General features: G+C 69.1%; 17 protein-coding genes and 2 pseudogenes. 8 read left to right on the forward strand and 11 right to left on the reverse strand.

Annotation, left to right across the window (positions count from 1 at the left end):
* The first annotated feature begins 153 nt into the window (after positions 1 to 153).
* Positions 154 to 1,017, forward strand: coding sequence for a hypothetical protein (locus QM711_RS16245; RefSeq protein WP_415101211.1), 864 nt, complete (start codon positions 154 to 156; stop codon positions 1,015 to 1,017).
* Here the strand turns inward: QM711_RS16245 and QM711_RS16250 are convergent.
* The gene (locus tag QM711_RS16250) at positions 992 to 3,490 is read right to left on the reverse strand and encodes a BTAD domain-containing putative transcriptional regulator (protein ID WP_415101213.1); all 2,499 of its coding nucleotides are present in this window, start codon (positions 3,488 to 3,490) and stop codon (positions 992 to 994) included. The two genes, QM711_RS16245 and QM711_RS16250, sit on opposite strands and share 26 nt — an antisense overlap.
* Before the next feature lie 158 nt (positions 3,491 to 3,648).
* On the opposite strand from QM711_RS16250, the gene QM711_RS16255 reads away from it, so the two are divergent.
* Positions 3,649 to 4,065, forward strand: coding sequence for a hypothetical protein (locus QM711_RS16255; RefSeq protein ID WP_415101215.1), 417 nt, complete (start codon positions 3,649 to 3,651; stop codon positions 4,063 to 4,065).
* A gap of 28 nt (positions 4,066 to 4,093) precedes the next feature.
* Positions 4,094 to 4,585 carry a hypothetical protein gene (locus QM711_RS16260; protein ID WP_415101217.1) on the forward strand — a complete coding sequence of 164 codons (492 nt, stop codon included), beginning with the start codon at positions 4,094 to 4,096 and terminating at the stop codon, positions 4,583 to 4,585.
* Between the two features lie 93 nt (positions 4,586 to 4,678).
* On the opposite strand, the gene QM711_RS16265 is transcribed toward QM711_RS16260, so the two are convergent.
* Entirely contained in the window at positions 4,679 to 5,098 is a 420-nt protein-coding gene (locus QM711_RS16265) for a DUF2752 domain-containing protein (RefSeq protein ID WP_415101219.1), read from the reverse strand.
* 97 nt (positions 5,099 to 5,195) lie between these two features.
* Here QM711_RS16265 and QM711_RS16270 point away from each other — a divergent pair, with 97 nt between their 5' ends.
* The gene (locus QM711_RS16270) at positions 5,196 to 6,302 is read left to right on the forward strand and encodes an RDD family protein (protein WP_415101221.1); all 1,107 of its coding nucleotides are present in this window, start codon (positions 5,196 to 5,198) and stop codon (positions 6,300 to 6,302) included.
* An 85-nt stretch (positions 6,303 to 6,387) separates the two neighbouring features.
* Here the strand turns inward: QM711_RS16270 and QM711_RS16275 are convergent, their stop codons facing one another.
* The 3 genes and pseudogenes from QM711_RS16275 to QM711_RS16285 all read right to left on the reverse strand — a co-directional run bounded on the left by QM711_RS16275 (position 6,388) and on the right by QM711_RS16285 (position 8,634).
* Complete coding sequence (locus QM711_RS16275) at positions 6,388 to 6,531, reverse strand: hypothetical protein (protein ID WP_415101223.1); 144 nt, start codon at positions 6,529 to 6,531, stop codon at positions 6,388 to 6,390.
* Positions 6,532 to 6,881: 350 nt separating this feature from the next.
* Positions 6,882 to 7,382, reverse strand: a pseudogene (locus tag QM711_RS16280) (general stress protein); the annotation flags it as partial.
* 64 nt (positions 7,383 to 7,446) lie between these two features.
* Entirely contained in the window at positions 7,447 to 8,634 is a 1,188-nt protein-coding gene (locus tag QM711_RS16285) for a LacI family DNA-binding transcriptional regulator (protein ID WP_415101225.1), read from the reverse strand.
* Positions 8,635 to 8,949: 315 nt separating this feature from the next.
* Here QM711_RS16285 and QM711_RS16290 point away from each other — a divergent pair, with 315 nt between their 5' ends.
* The 3 genes from QM711_RS16290 to QM711_RS16300 are packed head-to-tail and all read left to right on the forward strand — an operon-like array spanning position 8,950 to position 11,301.
* A complete protein-coding gene (locus QM711_RS16290) occupies positions 8,950 to 9,426 on the forward strand; it encodes an SRPBCC family protein (RefSeq protein ID WP_415102288.1) in 477 nt (158 codons plus the stop codon).
* Complete coding sequence (locus tag QM711_RS16295; protein ID WP_415101227.1) at positions 9,423 to 10,784, forward strand: MFS transporter; 1,362 nt, start codon at positions 9,423 to 9,425, stop codon at positions 10,782 to 10,784. Before QM711_RS16290 ends, QM711_RS16295 begins: the two co-directional genes overlap by 4 nt.
* A 16-nt stretch (positions 10,785 to 10,800) precedes the next feature.
* The gene (locus QM711_RS16300) at positions 10,801 to 11,301 is read left to right on the forward strand and encodes a universal stress protein (protein WP_415101229.1); all 501 of its coding nucleotides are present in this window, start codon (positions 10,801 to 10,803) and stop codon (positions 11,299 to 11,301) included.
* Positions 11,302 to 11,371: 70 nt separating this feature from the next.
* Here QM711_RS16300 and QM711_RS16305 read toward each other — a convergent pair whose 3' ends face one another.
* The 5 genes from QM711_RS16305 to dapA all read right to left on the reverse strand — a co-directional run bounded on the left by QM711_RS16305 (position 11,372) and on the right by dapA (position 15,950).
* Complete coding sequence (locus QM711_RS16305) at positions 11,372 to 12,526, reverse strand: Mrp/NBP35 family ATP-binding protein (RefSeq protein WP_415101231.1); 1,155 nt, start codon at positions 12,524 to 12,526, stop codon at positions 11,372 to 11,374.
* A 183-nt stretch (positions 12,527 to 12,709) separates the two neighbouring features.
* The gene (locus QM711_RS16310; protein ID WP_415101233.1) at positions 12,710 to 13,240 is read right to left on the reverse strand and encodes a DUF1003 domain-containing protein; all 531 of its coding nucleotides are present in this window, start codon (positions 13,238 to 13,240) and stop codon (positions 12,710 to 12,712) included.
* Positions 13,227 to 14,498, reverse strand: coding sequence for a magnesium transporter MgtE N-terminal domain-containing protein (locus QM711_RS16315; protein ID WP_415101235.1), 1,272 nt, complete (start codon positions 14,496 to 14,498; stop codon positions 13,227 to 13,229). The genes QM711_RS16310 and QM711_RS16315 overlap by 14 nt, the downstream gene beginning before the upstream one ends.
* A gap of 42 nt (positions 14,499 to 14,540) precedes the next feature.
* Positions 14,541 to 14,945, reverse strand: coding sequence for a sec-independent translocase (locus tag QM711_RS16320; protein ID WP_415101237.1), 405 nt, complete (start codon positions 14,943 to 14,945; stop codon positions 14,541 to 14,543).
* A 123-nt stretch (positions 14,946 to 15,068) separates the two neighbouring features.
* A complete protein-coding gene (gene dapA, locus QM711_RS16325; RefSeq protein WP_415101239.1) occupies positions 15,069 to 15,950 on the reverse strand; it encodes a 4-hydroxy-tetrahydrodipicolinate synthase in 882 nt (293 codons plus the stop codon).
* Positions 15,951 to 16,066: 116 nt separating this feature from the next.
* On the opposite strand from dapA, the gene QM711_RS16330 reads away from it, so the two are divergent.
* Positions 16,067 to 16,726, forward strand: a complete 660-nt coding sequence (locus QM711_RS16330) for an O-methyltransferase (RefSeq protein WP_415101241.1) — start codon at positions 16,067 to 16,069, stop codon at positions 16,724 to 16,726.
* A gap of 194 nt (positions 16,727 to 16,920) precedes the next feature.
* Here QM711_RS16330 and glgC read toward each other — a convergent pair.
* Positions 16,921 to 18,139: pseudogene (glgC, locus tag QM711_RS16335) on the reverse strand (glucose-1-phosphate adenylyltransferase).
* Between the last annotated feature and the right edge of the window lie 84 nt (positions 18,140 to 18,223).

An 18,223-nucleotide genomic window follows, 5' to 3' on the forward strand; every position in this document is an offset into this window, starting at 1 on the left:
GATCATCATTCGGTGAACAGGTGGAGAGCCGGTCCGGCCACCAGCTCAACCGGCGAACGCCGCATTGATCAGCACTTCGTTCGGTGGCATGCTCCCGCCAATCGGCGGGGGCATCCCCTCCGACCATCGATCACTCACCGGGGAGGCTGCGCGATGGGAAACTGGGAAAGCGATAACGTGCTGGTGACGACGGACGCCCGCGCTTTCGTGCAATCGCTGAGAGCTGGCGACGTGCTCATCTTCGATACGCTGATCTGGCTGTCGAACCTCATCAAATTCGCCGACAACGCGCCAGCCAATCATTGTGCGGTGGTGCTCTCGGAGGGTCGACTGGCGGATGCCGGCGAGAACACTCAGAACCATCCGCGCGACACGGCGGTGACGATCTTCGGCCTGCACGATTACCTTGCGCACAGTCCGCGGACGCACACCGTCCGCGCCCTGCGGCCCCGGGCCTTCGATCCCAGCCAGGTGCCAGATCTTGAGGCTTCGGTGAACCGGTTCGTCAGCCCGAAGCACGAGTTCGCCGTCATGGACATGATCTGGCTGGCCCCGTCCGCACTGCGGCGCAGCTACGAGGAACAGCTTCGCCAGGGCGGCGAGCCGGGACCCGGCATGACCGACACCTTTCTGCGCTGGCTGCACCGCACGCTGCTGGCCGCCGCCAAGCTCGCTCACGGCAGAGTGCAAGCAAACGAGTTCGCCCTCACCTGTTCGGAGTTCGTCTACCGCGCACTCACCCGCGCCGGCCTCGAGTTGCAGATCGAGAGTCCCCTGACGCTGGCACCCCCGGCCGACGGCTACGCCGGACCGTGGTCCGCGGAGGAGGTCGACGAGGAGGCGGAGCTGATTGCCGGGCTCCGCGACCGCAATGCTCGAATCGACCCCGAACTGGCGCAGCAGACGTTGTCTCCGGCGGGAGTCGAGGCCGACCGGGTCACACCCGGGGACCTGTTCCGGTCGCCGTCGCTCGATCCGGTCGCGGTACTGCTCAAGCCCGGGCCTCCGCCCTACTGAGGGCGGCGCAGTTCGCGACCCAGGCATCGGCGCCGGCCACCACGCTCTGCGCGTGAGCGGCGGCCAGGAACCGACGGGCCGCGGCGTGGTCGCCCATCGTCCGGGCGGCCAGGGCCAAGAACCGGTCGGCCGGCCCGAAGCTGGCGCTGATCTGGCCGAACACCAGGAACTGACCGGTGTACCCCAGCAGTCTGGTGTGCACCTGCGAGGCCAGCACGGCATCGGCGGTCGAAGCCTCCGCCAGCACGCCGAGGGTCATGCCTACCCCTTCGTCGGCAGTGGCGATGTCCACCTGGCTGAGGGCACGCCTCGCGGCCGCTGACGCGCCCTCGGCATCGCCGGTCTGAGCGAGCGCCAGCGACCGCAAACCGAGCGCCACCAACTCGTCCGGACGGGAGGCCAGGAATGCGTCGATCTCGGGAAGGAACCGCGCCACACCGCCCAACTGGAAGGCGACCTGCAGTCGATGCAGGACCATCGCGGGGCGAGCGTCGCCGATGCCACGAGCGGCACCGTGCAGCATCGCTTCCTCGGCCCAGCGGTCTGCCTCGGAGACATTGCCGCGGTCGCGCTGCAGCGATGCCATCGTCAGGTGGTGATGCCAGAGCATGCGGTGCGACACTGCGTGACTCGCCTCGCGCTTGAGCCGCTTGCAGAGGCTCTCCACCTCGGCCAGGTCAGCGGCCGTGTAGCAGTCGAAAATGCGCGCCACCAGTGCCCGGGCGCGCCACCAGGGGTCGCCGACGTCTGTGACCGTGGCCGACAGCTGCGCCGCCCAGCCTCGGCGAGCGGCCTGCGCCGCGGTGCCGCGCATCAGTACGTGGCGTGCGTTGAACACCGTCGCAAGCGACTCAGGATCGCCGATCGCGGCGGCGTCCGATTGCAGCTGGTCCAAGTCGTTCTCGAGGAGGATGCCCGGCCGTCCCAAGAGAACGGCCTCAAGCAGCAGCGACCCCTGGACGGAGACCCGCACGGCGCTGCTGCCCGGTCCGAGTCGCTCGAGTGCTTCGGTCAGCAGGGCGCAGAGCTCCGCCGACCCGTCCACGCTGCGCCGCTGCCAGTTGCGCGCAAGGACCACCAGCGCGAAGCGAGTCGGGTTGCCGGTCGCCCGCGCTTCGGCCACGGCAACCTGCCAGACCCGGGTCGCTTCGGCCGGACGGCCCTGGGCCGCAAGGCTGCGGGCCAGCGCGATCCGCAGGTCGATGGTCTGCCCCTCGTCCGGAGCCGCGTCCAGGGCGGCGCCGGCCAGCGACTCGACTACGCCGTCCGCCCCCACGCGGGCAGCCAGGTCGAGTGCGCGGTGCAGCAGTGACCAGCGGTCCGTCCGTCCGATCGACCCGGAGGCCACCAGGTGCCAGGCGGCACCAACCAGATCCGCCGGCTCGTCGCAGTGCCAGGCCAGCAGCTGACCGGCCGTGCCGTGCAGCCTGCGCCGCAGCGCCGGCGTGAGCGACCAGACCACGGCATCTGCCAGCTCCGGCCGCACGAAGGACACCTCGTCGCTCGCGGAGCGAGTCAGCAGCCCGGCCCGGGCACCCAGCTGCAGCAGCCGATCGAGCCTGGATGGCGGCAGACTGAGCGAACCCGCGACCTTCGCCCTCGCGACCGGTTCGCCGAGTACAGCGAGCAGCCGCACGAGGGTGGCGGCATCCTCCGGCAGATCCCTGAGGCGTTCGTCGGCGAGATCGTGCATCGCTTCGGCGGGCTTCGACAGGACCCGGACGGTCCGTGGCGGTCGCAGATCCAGTCGTGCCGGTGCCCCCGGTGCGGCTTCGCCCAGTTCGGCGTCCTGCCGCAGAATGCGCAACTCCAGGCGCCGCAACTCCTGACCGGGATCGACGCCCAGCTCGCCGGCCAGCCGATCCCGCAGCGCGCGGTAGGCCTGCAGAGCGTCGGCCTGCCGACCCGCCCGATAGTGCGCCAGCATCAGTTGCGCCGTCCGCTGCTCGCGCAACGGTTCCGCCCGGACGAGGACGATCAGATCCGCCGCGGCCTGGGCGTGCCGGCCCAGGTCGAGCAATGCCTGCGACCGCGCCTCCTCGGTGGCGAGCCTTCGCTGGTCGAGCCGTTGCGCGGCGCTGGTCAGTTCGTCATCATCCAGGCCGGCGAACGGCCGATCGCGCCACAGCGCCAGTGCCTCCTCGCACCGGCGCAGCCGGTCTTCGGCGTCCCCGTCGGCGAGGTCGGCGGTCAGCGACTCGAAGACCATCGCGTCGGTGTCCACCAGAGCCGGATCGAGAGCGTAACCGCGACCGGTGAACGACACAGCCGCTGGAGCGGAGAGCATTGCGCGCAGCCGGGTGAGATGCACCCGTAACGCCGTGGGCGCACTCGGGGGGCCCCCGGACGGCCACAGTCGGTCGATCAGCTCATCCGAGCGCAGGACGCGTCCGGGCCGAACCGCCAACAGTGAAAGCAGTGCGACCTGAAGAGGCCCGGTCACCCGCGTCGTCGCGGCCGGCGTGACAACCATCGGCGGACCCAGCAGAAGGACCCGTGCCGCAGGCGCCGAGCCGGACATGAACTCTCCTCCCCTCAGCGCAGAGGGTAGCCCGGCTAACGGAGATTTAGCACCCGCGCTGCACGCTCATTGCCGAGGCCTCAGGGTGAGGCCGGAAAGGAACCCCAAAGATGAACATCCGGACCAGGCTCGCGGCGGCAGTTGCCTCGATCGCTGTCCTCGCCGGCGGGGTCGTGGCGGCAACACCGGCTCACGCCGCCATCCTCGAAACGGACGAGGTCACCACACTGACAGCAGGCGGCGGAGTGAAGGGCACCGTGTACTGGCGCAACTACAACGACGGCTTCGCGCAGCTCACTCTGTTCAATCCCGACGACGGCTACTGCGTGTCACTCCAACACCGCGTCCAGCGTGGCGGAGTGTGGGGCGGCTGGACGGACCTCGGCGCCTACTGCAGGGAAGTCCGCTACACGGTCAACCTCTTCACCGGCAACACCGGTCAATGGATCAACGCCTGGCAGATCCGGACCCGACCCGCGTACACCAGCACGTGGACCTACGACACCAACGTCCCCGGCGGCGCGTGAATCCCAGACCACAAGGAGGAACACAGAGATGCCCAATCTCACCATCACCTTCGACCCCGCGATCGTCGAAGACCTCGAACTCTACGAAGCGGCTGCCGATGAACTACGGAGCCACGGTGCGGAGGTCACCGTCGAGGAACCACCGCCCGGCCGGGCCGTGGTGCCATTCATACCGGTCGTCCTGGCCGCGGTGCTGGCCGTCGGCGCCGTGATCAACTTCATCCAGTGGTGGCGCGACAACCACCAGTACGAACAAATCATCACGTTCAAGGACGGAAAACTCGACGTGACGATCGTTCCGGTCCGGAACGGCAAGATCCTGGTGTTCGCCGACAAGGACACCGCGGTGCAGATCACCAGTACGAGTCCGCTGCTGGACCTGACCGAGATCGCCAAGGCAGCGCTGACGAAGGGTGCCGAGGCCGCAGCGAAAGCGGCGAACGCGGTCGGCGCCGTCGCGGCTATGGTGCAGCCCGCCGACCTGCGCACCCGGCTGCAACTCCAGGAACTGGCCTCCTGAGCCTGCGCTCCGTCCCGGCCAGCCACAGCCGAGCGTCGGGACGGAGCGCGGAGGCGGATCCTGTGCACGGCACGACCGCTAGCCGCGATGACTTCAGCCAGCAAGCGGCTGGAGATTGCGCAAGAAGCCGAACAGCAGAGCGCCACCTCCGATCAGCAGCCACCAGCGACGGGACGGCCAGCGCAACGCCCTGGGTGGCCGGACGGCGGGTCCACCAAGGGCCTCAAGCGTCCAGAACAGCCCGAGCACGACGAGCACACCCAGGCCCACGACCACGAACTGGTTGGCGGCCCAGGCGTCCGCCAGATCGCCACGCAGCAGCGCCATCCCGACGTGGGTGCCACCGCAGAACGGGCACAAGGTGCCGGTGAGCGCGCGCCAGGGACAGGGAATGCCGAGCCCCGTGGTGGCGGCCAGTCCGCTCAGGCCGAGACCGGTCGCGCCGAAAATGGCCAGCGATCGCAGGCGGCGTCCAGCGCTGGACCGTTCGACGCGCACCCTTTCGGAGGTCATCGGGCCATTATCGCCCGCACCCCGGTGCCATAGCCCCCGTAAGGACCGCACCGCGCCGTAGGATCGGCTTCACCTGATCTCAACCCAGGAGAGTCACGTGAGCAACCAGACGTGGAACAACGACCCCAAGCCGGACGAGTCCGGCGACAACACGCAGAACCAGGGCGGGTATCCCCCTGCCGGCAATGCGCCCGACCAGGGCAGTGAGGCGATCGGCTACAACCCGCCCAGCTGGGACGCCGGATCGACCCCCGCGCCCAGTGGTCCGAGCGGTACCGACGCACCCTCCGGGGGCTACCAGCCGCCGGCCTGGGACAGCGGCACGACCGGTAGCGGCGCGGACGCCCCGCAGGGCGGCTACAACGCACCCGGCTACGGCCAGGGCTACTCCGCCCCCAGCGGAGCCAGCGGCACCGACGCCCCGCAGGGTGGCTACAGCGCGCCCGGCTACGGGCAGGGCTACTCCGCCCCCAGCGGATCGGACGCAGCCTCGTCCGGCTACGGCCAGCCGCCGACCACCCCGGACCAGAGCTTCGGTCAGACACCCTCCTACGGCGCGCCCACCCAGGACGCCTACGGGCAGGCACCCGGCCAGGGCGGCTATGACCCGAATGCCGGCGGCTACGGCTCTGCCCCTCAGGGCAACTACGGCCAGGGCGCCCCGGGTTACGGCCAGGAACAGCAGCCCTACGGCGCGCCCCAGGACGGCGGCTACGGCGCCCCCGGCGCATACGGTGCGGCACCCAGCCCCTACGGCGGCGGCTACCAGCCGAACCCCTACGCGTCGTCCGGACCGGTGCTGGCCACCTGGGGCCGGCGAGCGATCGGCGGCCTGATCGACTTCCTGGTCCCAGGGATCGCGATCGGTCTCCTGGTCGGCCTGGTGCTGCCCAACAGCGGCTATGGAGCCAATCTGCTGTCCACCCTGCTTGCGGTCGGATGGTGGGCGTACAACACCGGGTACCGGGTGGCCACCACGGGTTACTCGTTCGGTCACAAGATCGCCAAGGTGCGGGTGGTGATGGAGGATTCCGGACAGACGCCACCGCAGAACACCGCGATCCTCCGGGCGGTCGCACACTTCCTCGATTCGCTGGTCTGCGCCCTCGGCTTCCTGTTCCCGCTGTGGGACGCCAAGAAGCAGACCTTCGCCGACAAGATCGCCAAGACCGTGGTCATCGACGAGCAGAACGTCCAGCGCTGACCGCGTTGCACTGATCGACCAAGCACATGGGCCGCCCGCTCGGGCGGCCCATTGCTGTGTCCCGACGTCATTCCGGCGCTACGGCTCAGCCGCCGTCCAGGTGGCCGACCAGCCCACGGTTGGCGAACTGGCGACCGATTCCGGACGCGTCCGGGCTGGTCCGCCTCGGCTCACGCCAGAATCGGTCGCTGTTCGACGAGCCGGACGCCGCGACCGGGCACGACGTCACGCCCGCGCTCAGTTGTCGCCGCGCGGCGTCCGTCCGTCGTTCTCGGACTGGGGAGCCTCGCCGATTCCACCCTCGCCATAGGCGCCGTAGGGACGCGGGCCACCGGGCTCGGCGGACGGCTCCGGTGTGGCCGGCTGGGCGGGTGCGCCATAGCCGGGCTGGGCCGGGTAGGACTGCGCCGGGTACGGCTGGGCTGGGTACTGCCCAGGCTGGCCCGGATACTGCTGACCCTGGGCGGGCGGCGTGGGCTGACCCGGATAGGGCACCTGGCCCGGGTACTGAGCGGGCTGAGCGGGGTACTGAGCGCCGGGCTGCTGTCCGGACTGCCAGGGCTGAGGGGCGTTGCGCGGGTCGAATGCCGCCGCTCGGGCACCCGGCATCGTGGCGAGCATCTGCCGCGCCTCGCCGGCCACCTTGTGCTCACAGAGCACCTCGTAGCGGGCCGCGACGGTCTGGCTGATCGAGTTGAAGTCCCGCTTTCCCCTGGACGCCGCGTAGCCGATCGCCGCGAACACCACCCCGATCGCCACGCCGATCAGCAGCGCGCCGGGCAACAGCACGAACGGGTTGGCCTGCGGCTGCAGGAACCATAGGATCAGGGTCACCATCAGACCCGTGGAGATGCCGTTCTGGCCGCCACGGAGCAGCACCGTTCCCCAGCTGCGGCGTCCGGTGACCCGTTCGACCGACTTGAGGTCGGTGCCGACGATCGCCAGGTTCTGGACGGCGAATTTGGCGTCGGCCAGGAAGTCCACCGCCGCCTGCGCCTGCACGTAGCTGTCGTAGCTGCCCACCGACTGCGGGTACTCCAGTTCGAACAGCGAACTGAGCCGGGGGTTGGGCTGGGTCATCGGGTTCCTTCCATCGGTCGTGAATTCGCGTTACCGGAAAGCGTCGTCCCGGACGACGCGGACATCAAGGGAGAGCGTTCGGGCCGTCTTGTTCATTCCACCCCGGCCCGGTCCGTCGCCGGTCGGCCTCGTCCGGACCCGGCCGGGGTTGATCGGACGGCAGCCAGTCGTCCGCCCGTTCGGCCGGCGGCGAGGCGTGCGGCCAGAACCTCGGCGGACAACTGCTGCCCCGCAGCAGCAGCTGCACCGGGTGGACGAGCGCCTGCGGAGCCGGAGTTCCCGGCTCGTCGCCCAGCAGCTGCCGCAGCATCCGGGCGGCGGCCCGGCCCTGCGCTCCGACGTCCTGCGCGACCGTCGTGAGATCGACGAACTCGGCCATCTCGGCGTTGTCGATCGCCACGATCGACACGTCCTGCGGCACCCTGAGGCCGGCCCTCCGGAGCGCCCAGAGAGCACCCACGGCGAGCTCGTCGAACTCGGCGAACACCGCGCTCGGCAGTCGCGGCCTGGCCAGCAGCTCGGTCATCGCCGTGGCACCGCCGTCGATGCCGTGCGGGCCTTCCACCACCAGCCGCGGATCGAATCCGATCCCGACCGATGCCAGCGCCTCTTCGTAACCCAGCCGGCGGCTCATCGACGCGGTGAAGTCGAACCGGGTGTCGTCGGGGCGTCCGGCGATCAAGCCGATCCGCCGATGGCCCTGGTTCAGGAGGTGGGTGACCGCCAGCCGCGCGCTGGCTTCCTCGTCGATGCCGACCGACGGGAATCCGTCGATGTGCGAGCCGATACTGACCAGCGGCAGGTTCAGCGCACGCAGGGCGAGCGTGTGCACCTCGGTCAGCGGCATCGACAGCGACAGGATGCCGTCGACCCGGGACGCCAGCGGCATCCGCCCGAAGAAGTCGTCCCGTGCGGCCGCATCGCCGAGGTGGTAGAGCAGCACGTCGTAGCCCCCGGCCCGGAGCACGTCGAGCGCGGCCACCGTGGCGTTGGCGAAGAACCACCGGGTTACGAACGGCACGATGATCGCGACCGTGCGGCGCCGACCCGAGCCGTCGGCCGACGGCTCCGCAGCCGCCCCGTAGGAAAGCTCCCGAGCGGCTTCGATGACCCGCCGGCGGGTCTGTGCAGACACCTTGTCGCTGGTACCGAGCGAGCGTGACGCGGTCGCCACCGAGACGCCGGCCAGGGCGGCGACGTCCGCCAAGCGGGTCCGCTGCGGCCTTCTCGGTTCGTCCGGCAGCCCAGTCACGCGCCAACCCTACGACATCGCCTCGCTCGACCCGGGACCGGGTTACCGGGCAGACCGACGCACGACGACTGCCATAAAAGCGACAAGACGCGCGCATCGACTGCAAGAAGTGCTGCGGGCCGGCCGCGAAACACCGCCGTAGCTGGACAAAGCGACGGATTCTCGGGCAGCTCTTGCAAATTTCGATGACAGCCTGTGAAACTCGGCACGGAAGGTTTCCACTCAGTGCAACGATGCGCCCTCGCCGATGCTGGCCGGGACCGCCTCGGTGCCAACCCCACAGTGAGGTGGATAGGCGTGACAGCCAATGTGATCGTGACCGTAGAGCGCGAATTCGAGAAACCCCGCAGGCAGGTATTCCAGGCCTGGACAGATCCCCGGCAACTCGTTCGATGGCGTGGCTCCCCCGGATGGCACGTCGAAACCGAGACGGTGCGAGGCACGACCGAGCTCGGTGGCCGGCATTACCACGTCAAGATCCGGGACGCGGACCCGACGACCAGGGTCGCGACCGAAGGCGTCTACACCGAGTACTTCGAACCGGACGTCTTCGTCTCCCGGGAGCGGATCACCGGGGATCCGGGGATCGATCCGAACGTGCCTCTCGAGCTGCGGGTCGAGTTCAACGACATGGGCCGCGATCGCACCCTCGTCCGCATCATCCAGGGACCTTACGAACCGGACGTCGCCGGCTGGCACGGGCAGGCCTGGGAGAAGGAACTCGTCCGGCTGGACGCCTTCCTGGACGGCACTGGTCCCGGCCGCGGCACGAGTGAGGGGGCAACCGCATGAGCACCGACACCGCCAAGGTGAGCGTCGTGCGGACCAAGCCGCTGATGACGATGCCGCAGATCCTGGTGATGAACCTCGGCTTCTTCGGCATCCAGTACAGCTTCGGCATGCAGCAGACCGCGGTGAACCCGGTCTATGAGTTCCTCGGCGCCAATCCGCACGACCTGCCGATCCTGAATCTGGCCGGGCCGATCACCGGGCTGGTGATCCAGCCGCTGATCGGTGCGTTGTCCGACCGGACCTGGAGCCCACGATGGGGACGCCGCAAGCCGTTCTTCCTGATCGGCGCCATCGGCTGCAGCCTGTGCCTGTTCCTGTTCCCGTTCGTCACCGCGGTCTGGATGGCGGTGCTGCTGCTGTGGCTGTTGGACGCCAGCAACAACACCGCGATGGAGCCCTACCGGGCGTTCATCGCCGACAAGCTGCCGCCGTCCCAGCTGGGCAAGGGCTTCCTCGCCCAGTCCTTCTTCACCGGTCTGGGGATCACCCTGGCCAACGTGTCGCTCTTCGTCTTCCAAAAGTTCATCGAGGGTGGCACCGCGGCCGGCATCCCCTACTGGGTGCTCGGCTCGTTCATGCTCGGCGCAGTCTGCTCGATCGGTTCGGTGCTGGTCTCGGTGCTGCGGACGCCCGAGATCCCGCCCAGCCCGGAGGAACTGGCCGCGCTGCGCGCCAAGAAGGGCGGCCTGGGTGCGGCCCTGAAGGAGATCGGCGAAGCCTTCCGGGACATGCCGCCGGAGCTGCACAAGCTCGCGGTCGTCTACTTCTTCCAGTGGTACGGCATGGTCATCTACTGGCAGTTCATCGCCTTGACCATTGCCCAGTCGATGTTCCCGCACACCCAGGAGGGCAAGGAAGAGGCGGTCGCCTGGACGGGCCTGGTGAACGGCTGGTACAACATCGTGACCTTCAGCGTCGCGTTCGTGCTGGTCGCGTTCGCCAAGAAGCGCGGCGCGAAATTGGTCCACTGCGTGTGTCTGCTGCTGGCGGCCGCAGGCCTGGGCACCGTGCCGTTCATCACCAACCAGTACCTGATCCTGGTGCCCATCATCGGCCTCGGCATCGCCTGGGCTTCGATCATGGGGGTGCCCTACATCATGGCGGTCCGGATGATCCCGTCGACGAGATTCGGGGTCTACATGGGCATCATCAACATGATGATCGTCGTCCCGATGCTCATCCAGTCGGTGAGCTTCGGCTGGGTGTACAGCCATTTCCTCGGCGACAATCCGGGCAACGCGATCCTGTTCTCGGCCGCATTCCTGGCCATCGCCGCACTGCTGATGCTGTGGATCAAGGAGCCCAGAACCATCCGCGACGTCGACGACGTCACCGCCATGCCGATGGCCGGCCACTGACCGGAAGGAGTGATCGATGACCATGAAGGACTATCGCACCATCGTCGTGGGCACGGACGGCTCGTCGCTGGCCGAACCCACCGTGGGCCGGGCCGCCTGGCTGGCCAACCACGACGACGCCAATCTGGTGATCGTCTGCGCCTATGCCAGGCTGTCCCGCCGAGACGAGGCCAAGAACGTGACCACCTTGGGCGGCGACTCCCGGGTCGGCCAGGTGCTCGGACGCGAGGCCGCCGGCCTGGCGCTCACCGAGGCCATGGCGACCGCCGGCAAGGAGGGCGCCGTCGTGACCGCGGCGCTGCTGATCGACGGCGAACCGGCCGAGGCGCTGGTCGCCACCGCCGGTGAGCAGAACGCGGACCTGATCGTGATGGGCGCCCTGCACGATCGTTCGCTGGCCGACCGGCTGCTCGGCTCGACCTCTGAGGAGGTGCTCAAGCGCGCCCGCTGCGATGTGCTGATCGTGCGGCCCGAGTACGAGAGCGGCGAGTTGGAGGTACCCGAGGACGGGTCGTAGCACCTGTCCCTACTGCCATCCGGAAGAGCGTCAGATCGGGCACCGCTAGCGGTGCCCGATCTGACGCGCTTCAGCCGACCGGGGTGAGGTTCAGCGACCGTCCGGCCAGCGAGCGCTTGCGCGCGGTCAGGGTGTGGGCCAGTCCGGCGAGTGCTCGCGCGGCGGGCTTGGCGGCGTCCGCCACCACCACTGGGAAGCCGTCGTCACCGCCGATCCGCACTGCCGGGTCCAACGGGACCTCGGCCAGCAGCGGGATGTCGTAGCCCAGCCGGGTGGTCAGGGTGTTCGCCACCTCTGCGCCGCCGCCGCTGCCGAACACGTCCACCCGGTGCGTGCTGTCGCAGTGCGGGCATTCGACGTCCAGGTAGCTCATGTTCTCGACCACGCCGATCACCTTCTGCTCCAGCATGGACGCCATCGTGCCGGCCCGTTCGGCCACCTCGGCGGCGGCCTGTTGCGGCGTGGTCACCACCAGCACCTCGGCGTTCGGCAGTTTCTGGCCGAGCGACAGCGCGACGTCGCCGGTGCCGGGCGGCAGGTCGAGCAGCAGGAAGTCCAGGTCACCCCAGAACACGTCGGAGAGCAGCTGGTGCAGGGCCCGGTCGAGGATCGGCCCGCGCCAGGCGATCACCTGGTCCCGGCTCGCCTTCAGCATGCCCATCGAGATCACCTTCATGCCCATCGTGGGCACCGGCAGGATCATCCCGTCCAGGGACGTGGGCGTGGCGTCCGCCACCCCGAGCATCTGTGGGATCGAGTGGCCGTAGATGTCGGCGTCCAGCACGCCCACCGACTTGCCCTGCTCGGCCAGCGCCATCGCCAGGTTCACCGTCACCGAGGATTTGCCGACGCCGCCCTTGCCGGAGGCGACCAGGATCACCTGGGTGAGGTTGTTGGCGTCCGCGAACGGGATGGCGCGCTCGGCGATGCCGCCGCGCAGCTGCCGTTTCATCTCGGCGCGCTGTTCGTCGCTCATCGCGCCCAGGGTCAGGTTGATGCCACAGACGCCCGGCACCGAGGTGACCGCGGCGGTCACGTCGTGCTCGATGGTGCTCTTCATCGGACAGCCCGGAATCGTCAGCAGCACGGTGACCGAGACCACGTCGTCGGCGTCGACGGTGACCGATTCCACCATGCCCAGCTCGGTGATCGGGCGCTTGATCTCGGGGTCCACCACCCCGGCCAGCGCCTCCTGGACGGCGGCGAGCAGTTCGTTGTCGGGCATGCCAGCACCCTACTCCGGGCCTCACCGGCCGCCGTCCGGGTATCGCGGTGGGCGTAGCTGGACGACGGCGGGGTGTGCCGCGTACCGCACCACCTGGACCGAAAGAACCGTCCCCGGCGTACCGGCCAGCCCCAGGTGGACCGAAAGAACCGTCCCCGGCGTACCGGAACCACGGGACCGAGGTCAGCGGCCGCTGCCCCGTCCGGAGTCGCGGGACGGGCCGCGCGGGCCGTCCTCGGTGTCCTCGCCTTTGTCGAGTTCCTCGAGCAGGTCGCGCAGTTCGCCGCGGATGAAGTCGCGGGTGGCCAGGTCGCCGATCCGCATCCGCAGCGCGGCGATCTCGCGGGCCAGGAAGTCGGTGTCCGCGCGGGCCTGCGCGGCCACCTCGCGGTCGTGCTCGAGGCTGACCCGCTCGCGGGCCTCCTGCCGGTTCTGTGCCAGCAGGATCAGCGGTGCCGCATAGGACGCCTGCAACGACAGCAGCAGGGTGAGGAAGATGAACGGGAACGGGTCGATCTGCCAGCTTCCGCTGGCGATCATGTTCCAGGCGATCCAGGCCACGATCAGCACCGTCATCCAGATCAGGAAGCTGGCCGTGCCCATGAACCGGGCGAAGCCCTCGGCGAAGCTGCCGAACATCTCGGCGTCCATCCGCAACTGGGGCAGCCACCGGCGCTGCCGTCCGGGCGTGTTCAAGCGGTCACTGCCGGACACCGCTCACCCCTTCCCGCAGCTGATCCAGCTGAATGCCGCGCCAGTCGTTGGGCAGGATGTGGTCGAGCACGTCGTCCACGGTCACCGCCCCGAGCAGCCGGCCCTCGGCGTCCACCACCGGCGCGCAGACCAGGTCATAGGTGGCGAAGTAGCGCGACACCAGCGCGATGTCCGAGCTCGGGGTCAGCGGGGTGATGCCCTTGTCGACCAGGGACGCCGCCAGCGTGGACGGCGGTTCGCGCAGCAGCCGCTGAATGTGTACGCCGCCCAGGAACCGACCGGTCGGGGTGTCCAGCGGCGTCCGGCAGACGAACGCCAGGCAGGCCAGCGCCGGCGGCAGTTCCTCGTTGCGCATCATCGCCAGCGCGTCGGCGACGGTGGCGTCCGGGGCCAGGATCACCGGCTCGGGCGTCATCAGGCCGCCGGCGGTGGACGCGTCGTAGCTGAGCAGCGAGCGGACGTCCTCGGCCTCCTCGGGCTCCATCCGCTCCAGGATGTCCTCGGCCAACTCCGGCGCCAACTCGGCGATCAGGTCGGCGGCATCGTCGGGATCCATCTCCTCCAGCACGTCGGCGGCCCGTTCCGCCTCCAGTGATTGGATCACCTCGACCTGCTCGTCCTCGGGCAACTCCTCCAGGGCCTCGGCGAGCAGTTCGTCGTCCATCGCCTGGACGACCTCGGCGCGCCGCCGCGGGTCCATGTCGTGCAGTTCGCGAGCGACGTCGGCCGGCTTCATCTCCTGCAGCGCGGCGAGCACCTGGTCGGCACCACGACCGGTGATCAGGGTGAAGTCGGGCACCTCGTCCCAGGCCACGATGGTGATGTGCGGCTTGGCGAACGGACGCCGCCGCGACTGGTCGCGCAGGGCGACCTCGGACAGCTCCCAGTCCCGCTGCCGGGCCTGCCGGATGGCCAGGTCGTAGATGGTGAACGGCTGCGGATTGCCGCGCCGGAAAACGGTCCGGTCGAACAAGTCGTCGATGGCCAGGTTCTCCTGCTCGCGCGACTCGAACCGCCTGGTGTTCACCACCCCCGAGATGATCACCTGGTTGGGGTCGATCGAATGCACCCGCTCCATCGGGAAGAAGATCCGGCGCAATGCGAACAGCTCGACGACCAGGCCTTTCACCCGCGGTGCGCGTTTACCCGGACGGTTCTGCAGGACGACATCGCGCACCTTGCCGACCTGGTCGCCACTGGCGTCCAGCATCGGCAGTCCCTTGATCCGGGACACGAAGATCGACGAGCTGGAGGTCACCCTGGGAGGTTAGCGCGTCGTCCCCCGGACGCGCCCGGAAAGTCAGGTGGCTTCGGCGTCGAACGGCGGCAGTGCGCGTTCCGTGGGCTCGGCCTCGGCGTCCCCGTCGGCATCGGTCGCGGGTGCGTCCTCGAGCTGAGCGGTGACCGCATCGTCCAGGCTGGTCCGGGCGCCGCGCAGCTCACCGGCCACCGAGTCGAGTTCGGCGGTGGCATCAGGCCCCAGATGCTTGGCGATGAAGGCCTTCGGGTTCAGGTCCGCGAGCTGCAGATCGGCGTACTCAGGGCCGAGTTCCTGGCGCAGCCTGCCTTGGGCGTCATTGGCGATCCGACGCACGTAGTGCAGCACCCGGGCGGCCTTGCGGGCCAGCTCGGGCAGCTTCTCCGGACCGAACAAGATGATGGCCAACACGAGCAGGAGGACGATCTCGCTCGCGTTGAAATCCATGGCTCACAGGGTAGTGCGAACTGCCGCGGTGGCCGTCCGCCGTCTCCCCACCTCACCGCTCGCCGAACTATCTACCGCTCGCAGAGTTCGGCGAGCGGTAAGTAGTTCGGGGAGCGTGCGGTGTCAGAGGCCGGCGGCGTCCAGCAGGGCGACGAAGGCGGACGCCTGGCCGGACGAGGCCGGCAGCAGCGGTTGACGCAGGACGGCCGGGCCGAATCCGCGGGCCGCCAGGCCGGCCTTGACCAGCATGCAGCCCTGGGTGGCGAACACCCCGGTGAACACCGGCAGCAGGGCGGCGTTGTCGGCGATCGCGCCGGCCGGATCGCCGGCCAGGAACTTCTCGATCATCGCCTTGGCGCGAGCACCGGTGAAGTGCGTCGAGGTGCCGACCACGCCGACCCCGCCGACGGCGAGCAGCGGCAGGGTGAGGGCGTCGTCGCCGGAGTAATAGTGCAGATCGGTGGCGGCGATCACCGTGGCCGAGGCGACCAGGTCACCCTTGGCGTCCTTGACCGCGACGATCCGCGGATGCGCGGCCAGCTCGATCAGGGTGGCGGTCTGGATCGGGACGCCGGCCCGGTGCGGAATGTCGTACAGCATCACCGGCAGCTCGGTGGCGTCCGCGACCGCCCGGAAGTGGGCGGCGATGGCGTCCTGCGGGGGCTTGGAGTAGTAGGGCGTCACCACCAGCAGGCCGGACGCGCCGGCGTCCGCCGCCTGCCTGGCCAGCTCGATCGTGTGCCGGGTGTTGTTGGTCCCGACACCGGCGACGACCCGCGCCCGGTCGCCGATCTCGTCGACCACCGCAGCGATCAACTCGGCCTTCTCGGCATCGCTGGTGGTGGGCGATTCACCGGTGGTGCCGTTGATCACCAGCGCATCGTTGCGCTGCGCGTCGATCAGGTACGCAGCCAGCTTTCGCGCCTGGACCAGGTCGATCCCACCGTCGGCATCGAACGGTGTGACCATTGCGGTGAGCAGGCGGCCGAACACGGGCTGGGGCATGACGGCAGTGTAACGGCGCAGCATGATCGGCCGGCAGCGGACCCGCCCGCGTCCGGACCGGTCCGGTTGGGAACACCCGGCAGTCAGGCCGGGGGTGCCTTCGATAGGCTGCCCCCGTGAGTCCTGCATCGCGCCCGGCCGCCAAGGCCGCCACCCCGTCCCCGTCCTGGGCCTTCTCTGAATCGTTCGTCCCCGACGACGACACCATGCGGCTGGCTCGCGCCGCCAGCCGCCAACTCGCGCTGACGCCGGCCAGCCAGGGCGTCACCTCCGCGCTGACCTTCTTCGCCCGGCTGATCAACGCCCGGGCCGTGGTCGAGATCGGCACCGGCGCGGGCGTCTCCGGGCTGGCCCTGATCCGGGGCATGGCGCCGGACGGCATCCTCACCTCGATCGACCTGGAGACCGAGCACCAGGTCGCCGCCCGGCAGATCTTCGCCGCCGAGGGCGTCCCGCCGCGGCGGGCCCGGCTGATCGCCGGCTCGGCGCTCAACGTGCTGCCCAAGCTCAGCGACGGCGCCTACGACATGGTTGTGGTGGACGGTGACCCGCTGGAGTTCGTCGAGTACGTCGACCAGTCCCAGCGGCTGTTGCGCGGCGGCGGGCTGCTGGTGCTGCACCACGCCCTGTGGAAGGGACTGCTGGCTGAGGAGTCCAACGAGGACGACGAGACGGTGATCATCCGCGAGGCGCTGCAAGCCGTCCAGGACATCGAAGGACTGACCGCCACCCTGCTGCCCGTCGGCGACGGCCTGCTGGTCGCGGTCAAGGCCTGACGCCACCGTCCTCGATCCCCCGCGCCGTCGGCTTCCCGGCACCGCTAGGCCCTCCCTAACTACTTCTGCCCTCCCGCATGTGGGAGGGCAGAAGTAGTTAGGGAGGGCTTTGCGGCGGCTGGCAAGCCTGGACGCCGAACGGCCGGCCCGGGGGTCCGGGCCGGCCGATCATGGCTGCGAGTGGACGGGGGCGACTACGGGCTGGGAATCGGGAAGTTCTTCGGCACCACGGTGACGCCGTCCTCGACGAAGAAGCCGCGTGCCTTGTCGTGCTCGGCGTCCACGCCGATCTCGACGCCGTCCGGCACGTGCACGTTCTTGTCCAGGATGGTCCGGCGGACGACGGCGTTGCGGCCGATCCGGCAGCCCGGATAGATCACCGACTCCTCCACCTTGGCCCACTTGTCGACGACCACGTTCGGCGACAGCACCGAGCGGTCCACGTCGCCGCCGGAGATGATGCAGCCGGCGCTGACGATGGAATCCTCCGCGTTGCCGCGCAGGGTGAATTTGGCGCCCGGAGCCTGCAACTGCTCGGTGAACATCGACCACCGGCGGTTGTACAGGTTGAAGTCGGGATCGACCGAGATCAGGTCCATGTGGGCCGCGTGGTAGGCCTGGATGGTGCCCACGTCGCGCCAGTAGTTCAGGTCGCGTTCGGTGGCGCCGGGCACCGCGTTGCGGGTGAAGTCGTACACCCCGGCCCGGCCGGCATTGACGAAGTCGGGGACGATGTTGCCACCCATGTCGTGCTTGGTGTCGGCGTTGGCGTCATCGTTGAGCGCTTCGACGAAGGCCTTGCGGGTGAAGATGTAGTTGCCCATCGACGCGAAGGACTCCTCCGGGCTGTCGATCAGGCCGGGAGGATCGGCGGGCTTCTCCAGGAAGGTCTTGATCTTGGCGTTTTCGTCGGCGTCGATCACGCCGAATGCGGACGCCTCGGAACGGGGTACCCGGATGCCTGCGACAGTGCAGTCCAGCCCCGATTGGATGTGGGCGTCCAGCATCTGCGAGAACGTCCATCCGGTAGATGTTGTCGGCGCCGAAGACGACCACGTAGTCCGGATCCTCGTCGTTGATCAGATTCATGGACTGGTAAATGGCGTCGGCGCTGCCCTGGAACCACTGCTTGCCGGTCCGCTGCTGCGCCGGCACCGAGGTGACGTAGCTACCGAGCATCGGCGACAGCCGCCAGGTCACTGCGATGTGCCGGTCGAGCGAGTGGGATTTGTACTGGGTCAGGACGCAGATCTTGGTCAGGTCAGAGTTGACGAGGTTGGACAGGACGAAGTCGATCAGCCGGTAGGTGCCACCGAACGGCACCGCAGGTTTGGCTCGATCGGCCGTGAGAGGCATCAGGCGCTTGCCCTCACCGCCCGCCAGGACGATAGAGAGAACGGTCGGGTTGCTCATGCTCCGAACATAGGCCCCGAGGCACCCCTGGCACAGCCCCCAGGGTGAAATTCTCACGCCCGCCGCGGGTGCGGGTCCGCGCCG

It is taken from the genome of Micropruina sp., from assembly GCF_047602385.1.
Lineage (GTDB): Bacteria > Actinomycetota > Actinomycetes > Propionibacteriales > Propionibacteriaceae > Micropruina.

Bases quoted from the DNA above. Each gene is read 5' to 3' on its own strand.
- QM711_RS16260 (WP_415101217.1), top strand. From the start codon at position 4,094: ATGCCCAATCTCACCATCACCTTCGACCCCGCGATCGTCGAAGACCTC.
- QM711_RS16305 (WP_415101231.1), bottom strand. From the start codon at position 12,526: ATGCCCGACAACGAACTGCTCGCCGCCGTCCAGGAGGCGCTGGCCGGG.
- QM711_RS16300 (WP_415101229.1), top strand. From the start codon at position 10,801: ATGACCATGAAGGACTATCGCACCATCGTCGTGGGCACGGACGGCTCG.
- QM711_RS16250 (WP_415101213.1), bottom strand. From the start codon at position 3,490: ATGGTTGTCACGCCGGCCGCGACGACGCGGGTGACCGGGCCTCTTCAG.
- QM711_RS16245 (WP_415101211.1), top strand. From the start codon at position 154: ATGGGAAACTGGGAAAGCGATAACGTGCTGGTGACGACGGACGCCCGC.
- QM711_RS16295 (WP_415101227.1), top strand. From the start codon at position 9,423: ATGAGCACCGACACCGCCAAGGTGAGCGTCGTGCGGACCAAGCCGCTG.
- QM711_RS16265 (WP_415101219.1), bottom strand. From the start codon at position 5,098: ATGACCTCCGAAAGGGTGCGCGTCGAACGGTCCAGCGCTGGACGCCGC.
- QM711_RS16320 (WP_415101237.1), bottom strand. From the start codon at position 14,945: ATGGATTTCAACGCGAGCGAGATCGTCCTCCTGCTCGTGTTGGCCATC.
- dapA (WP_415101239.1), bottom strand. From the start codon at position 15,950: ATGCCCCAGCCCGTGTTCGGCCGCCTGCTCACCGCAATGGTCACACCG.
- QM711_RS16255 (WP_415101215.1), top strand. From the start codon at position 3,649: ATGAACATCCGGACCAGGCTCGCGGCGGCAGTTGCCTCGATCGCTGTC.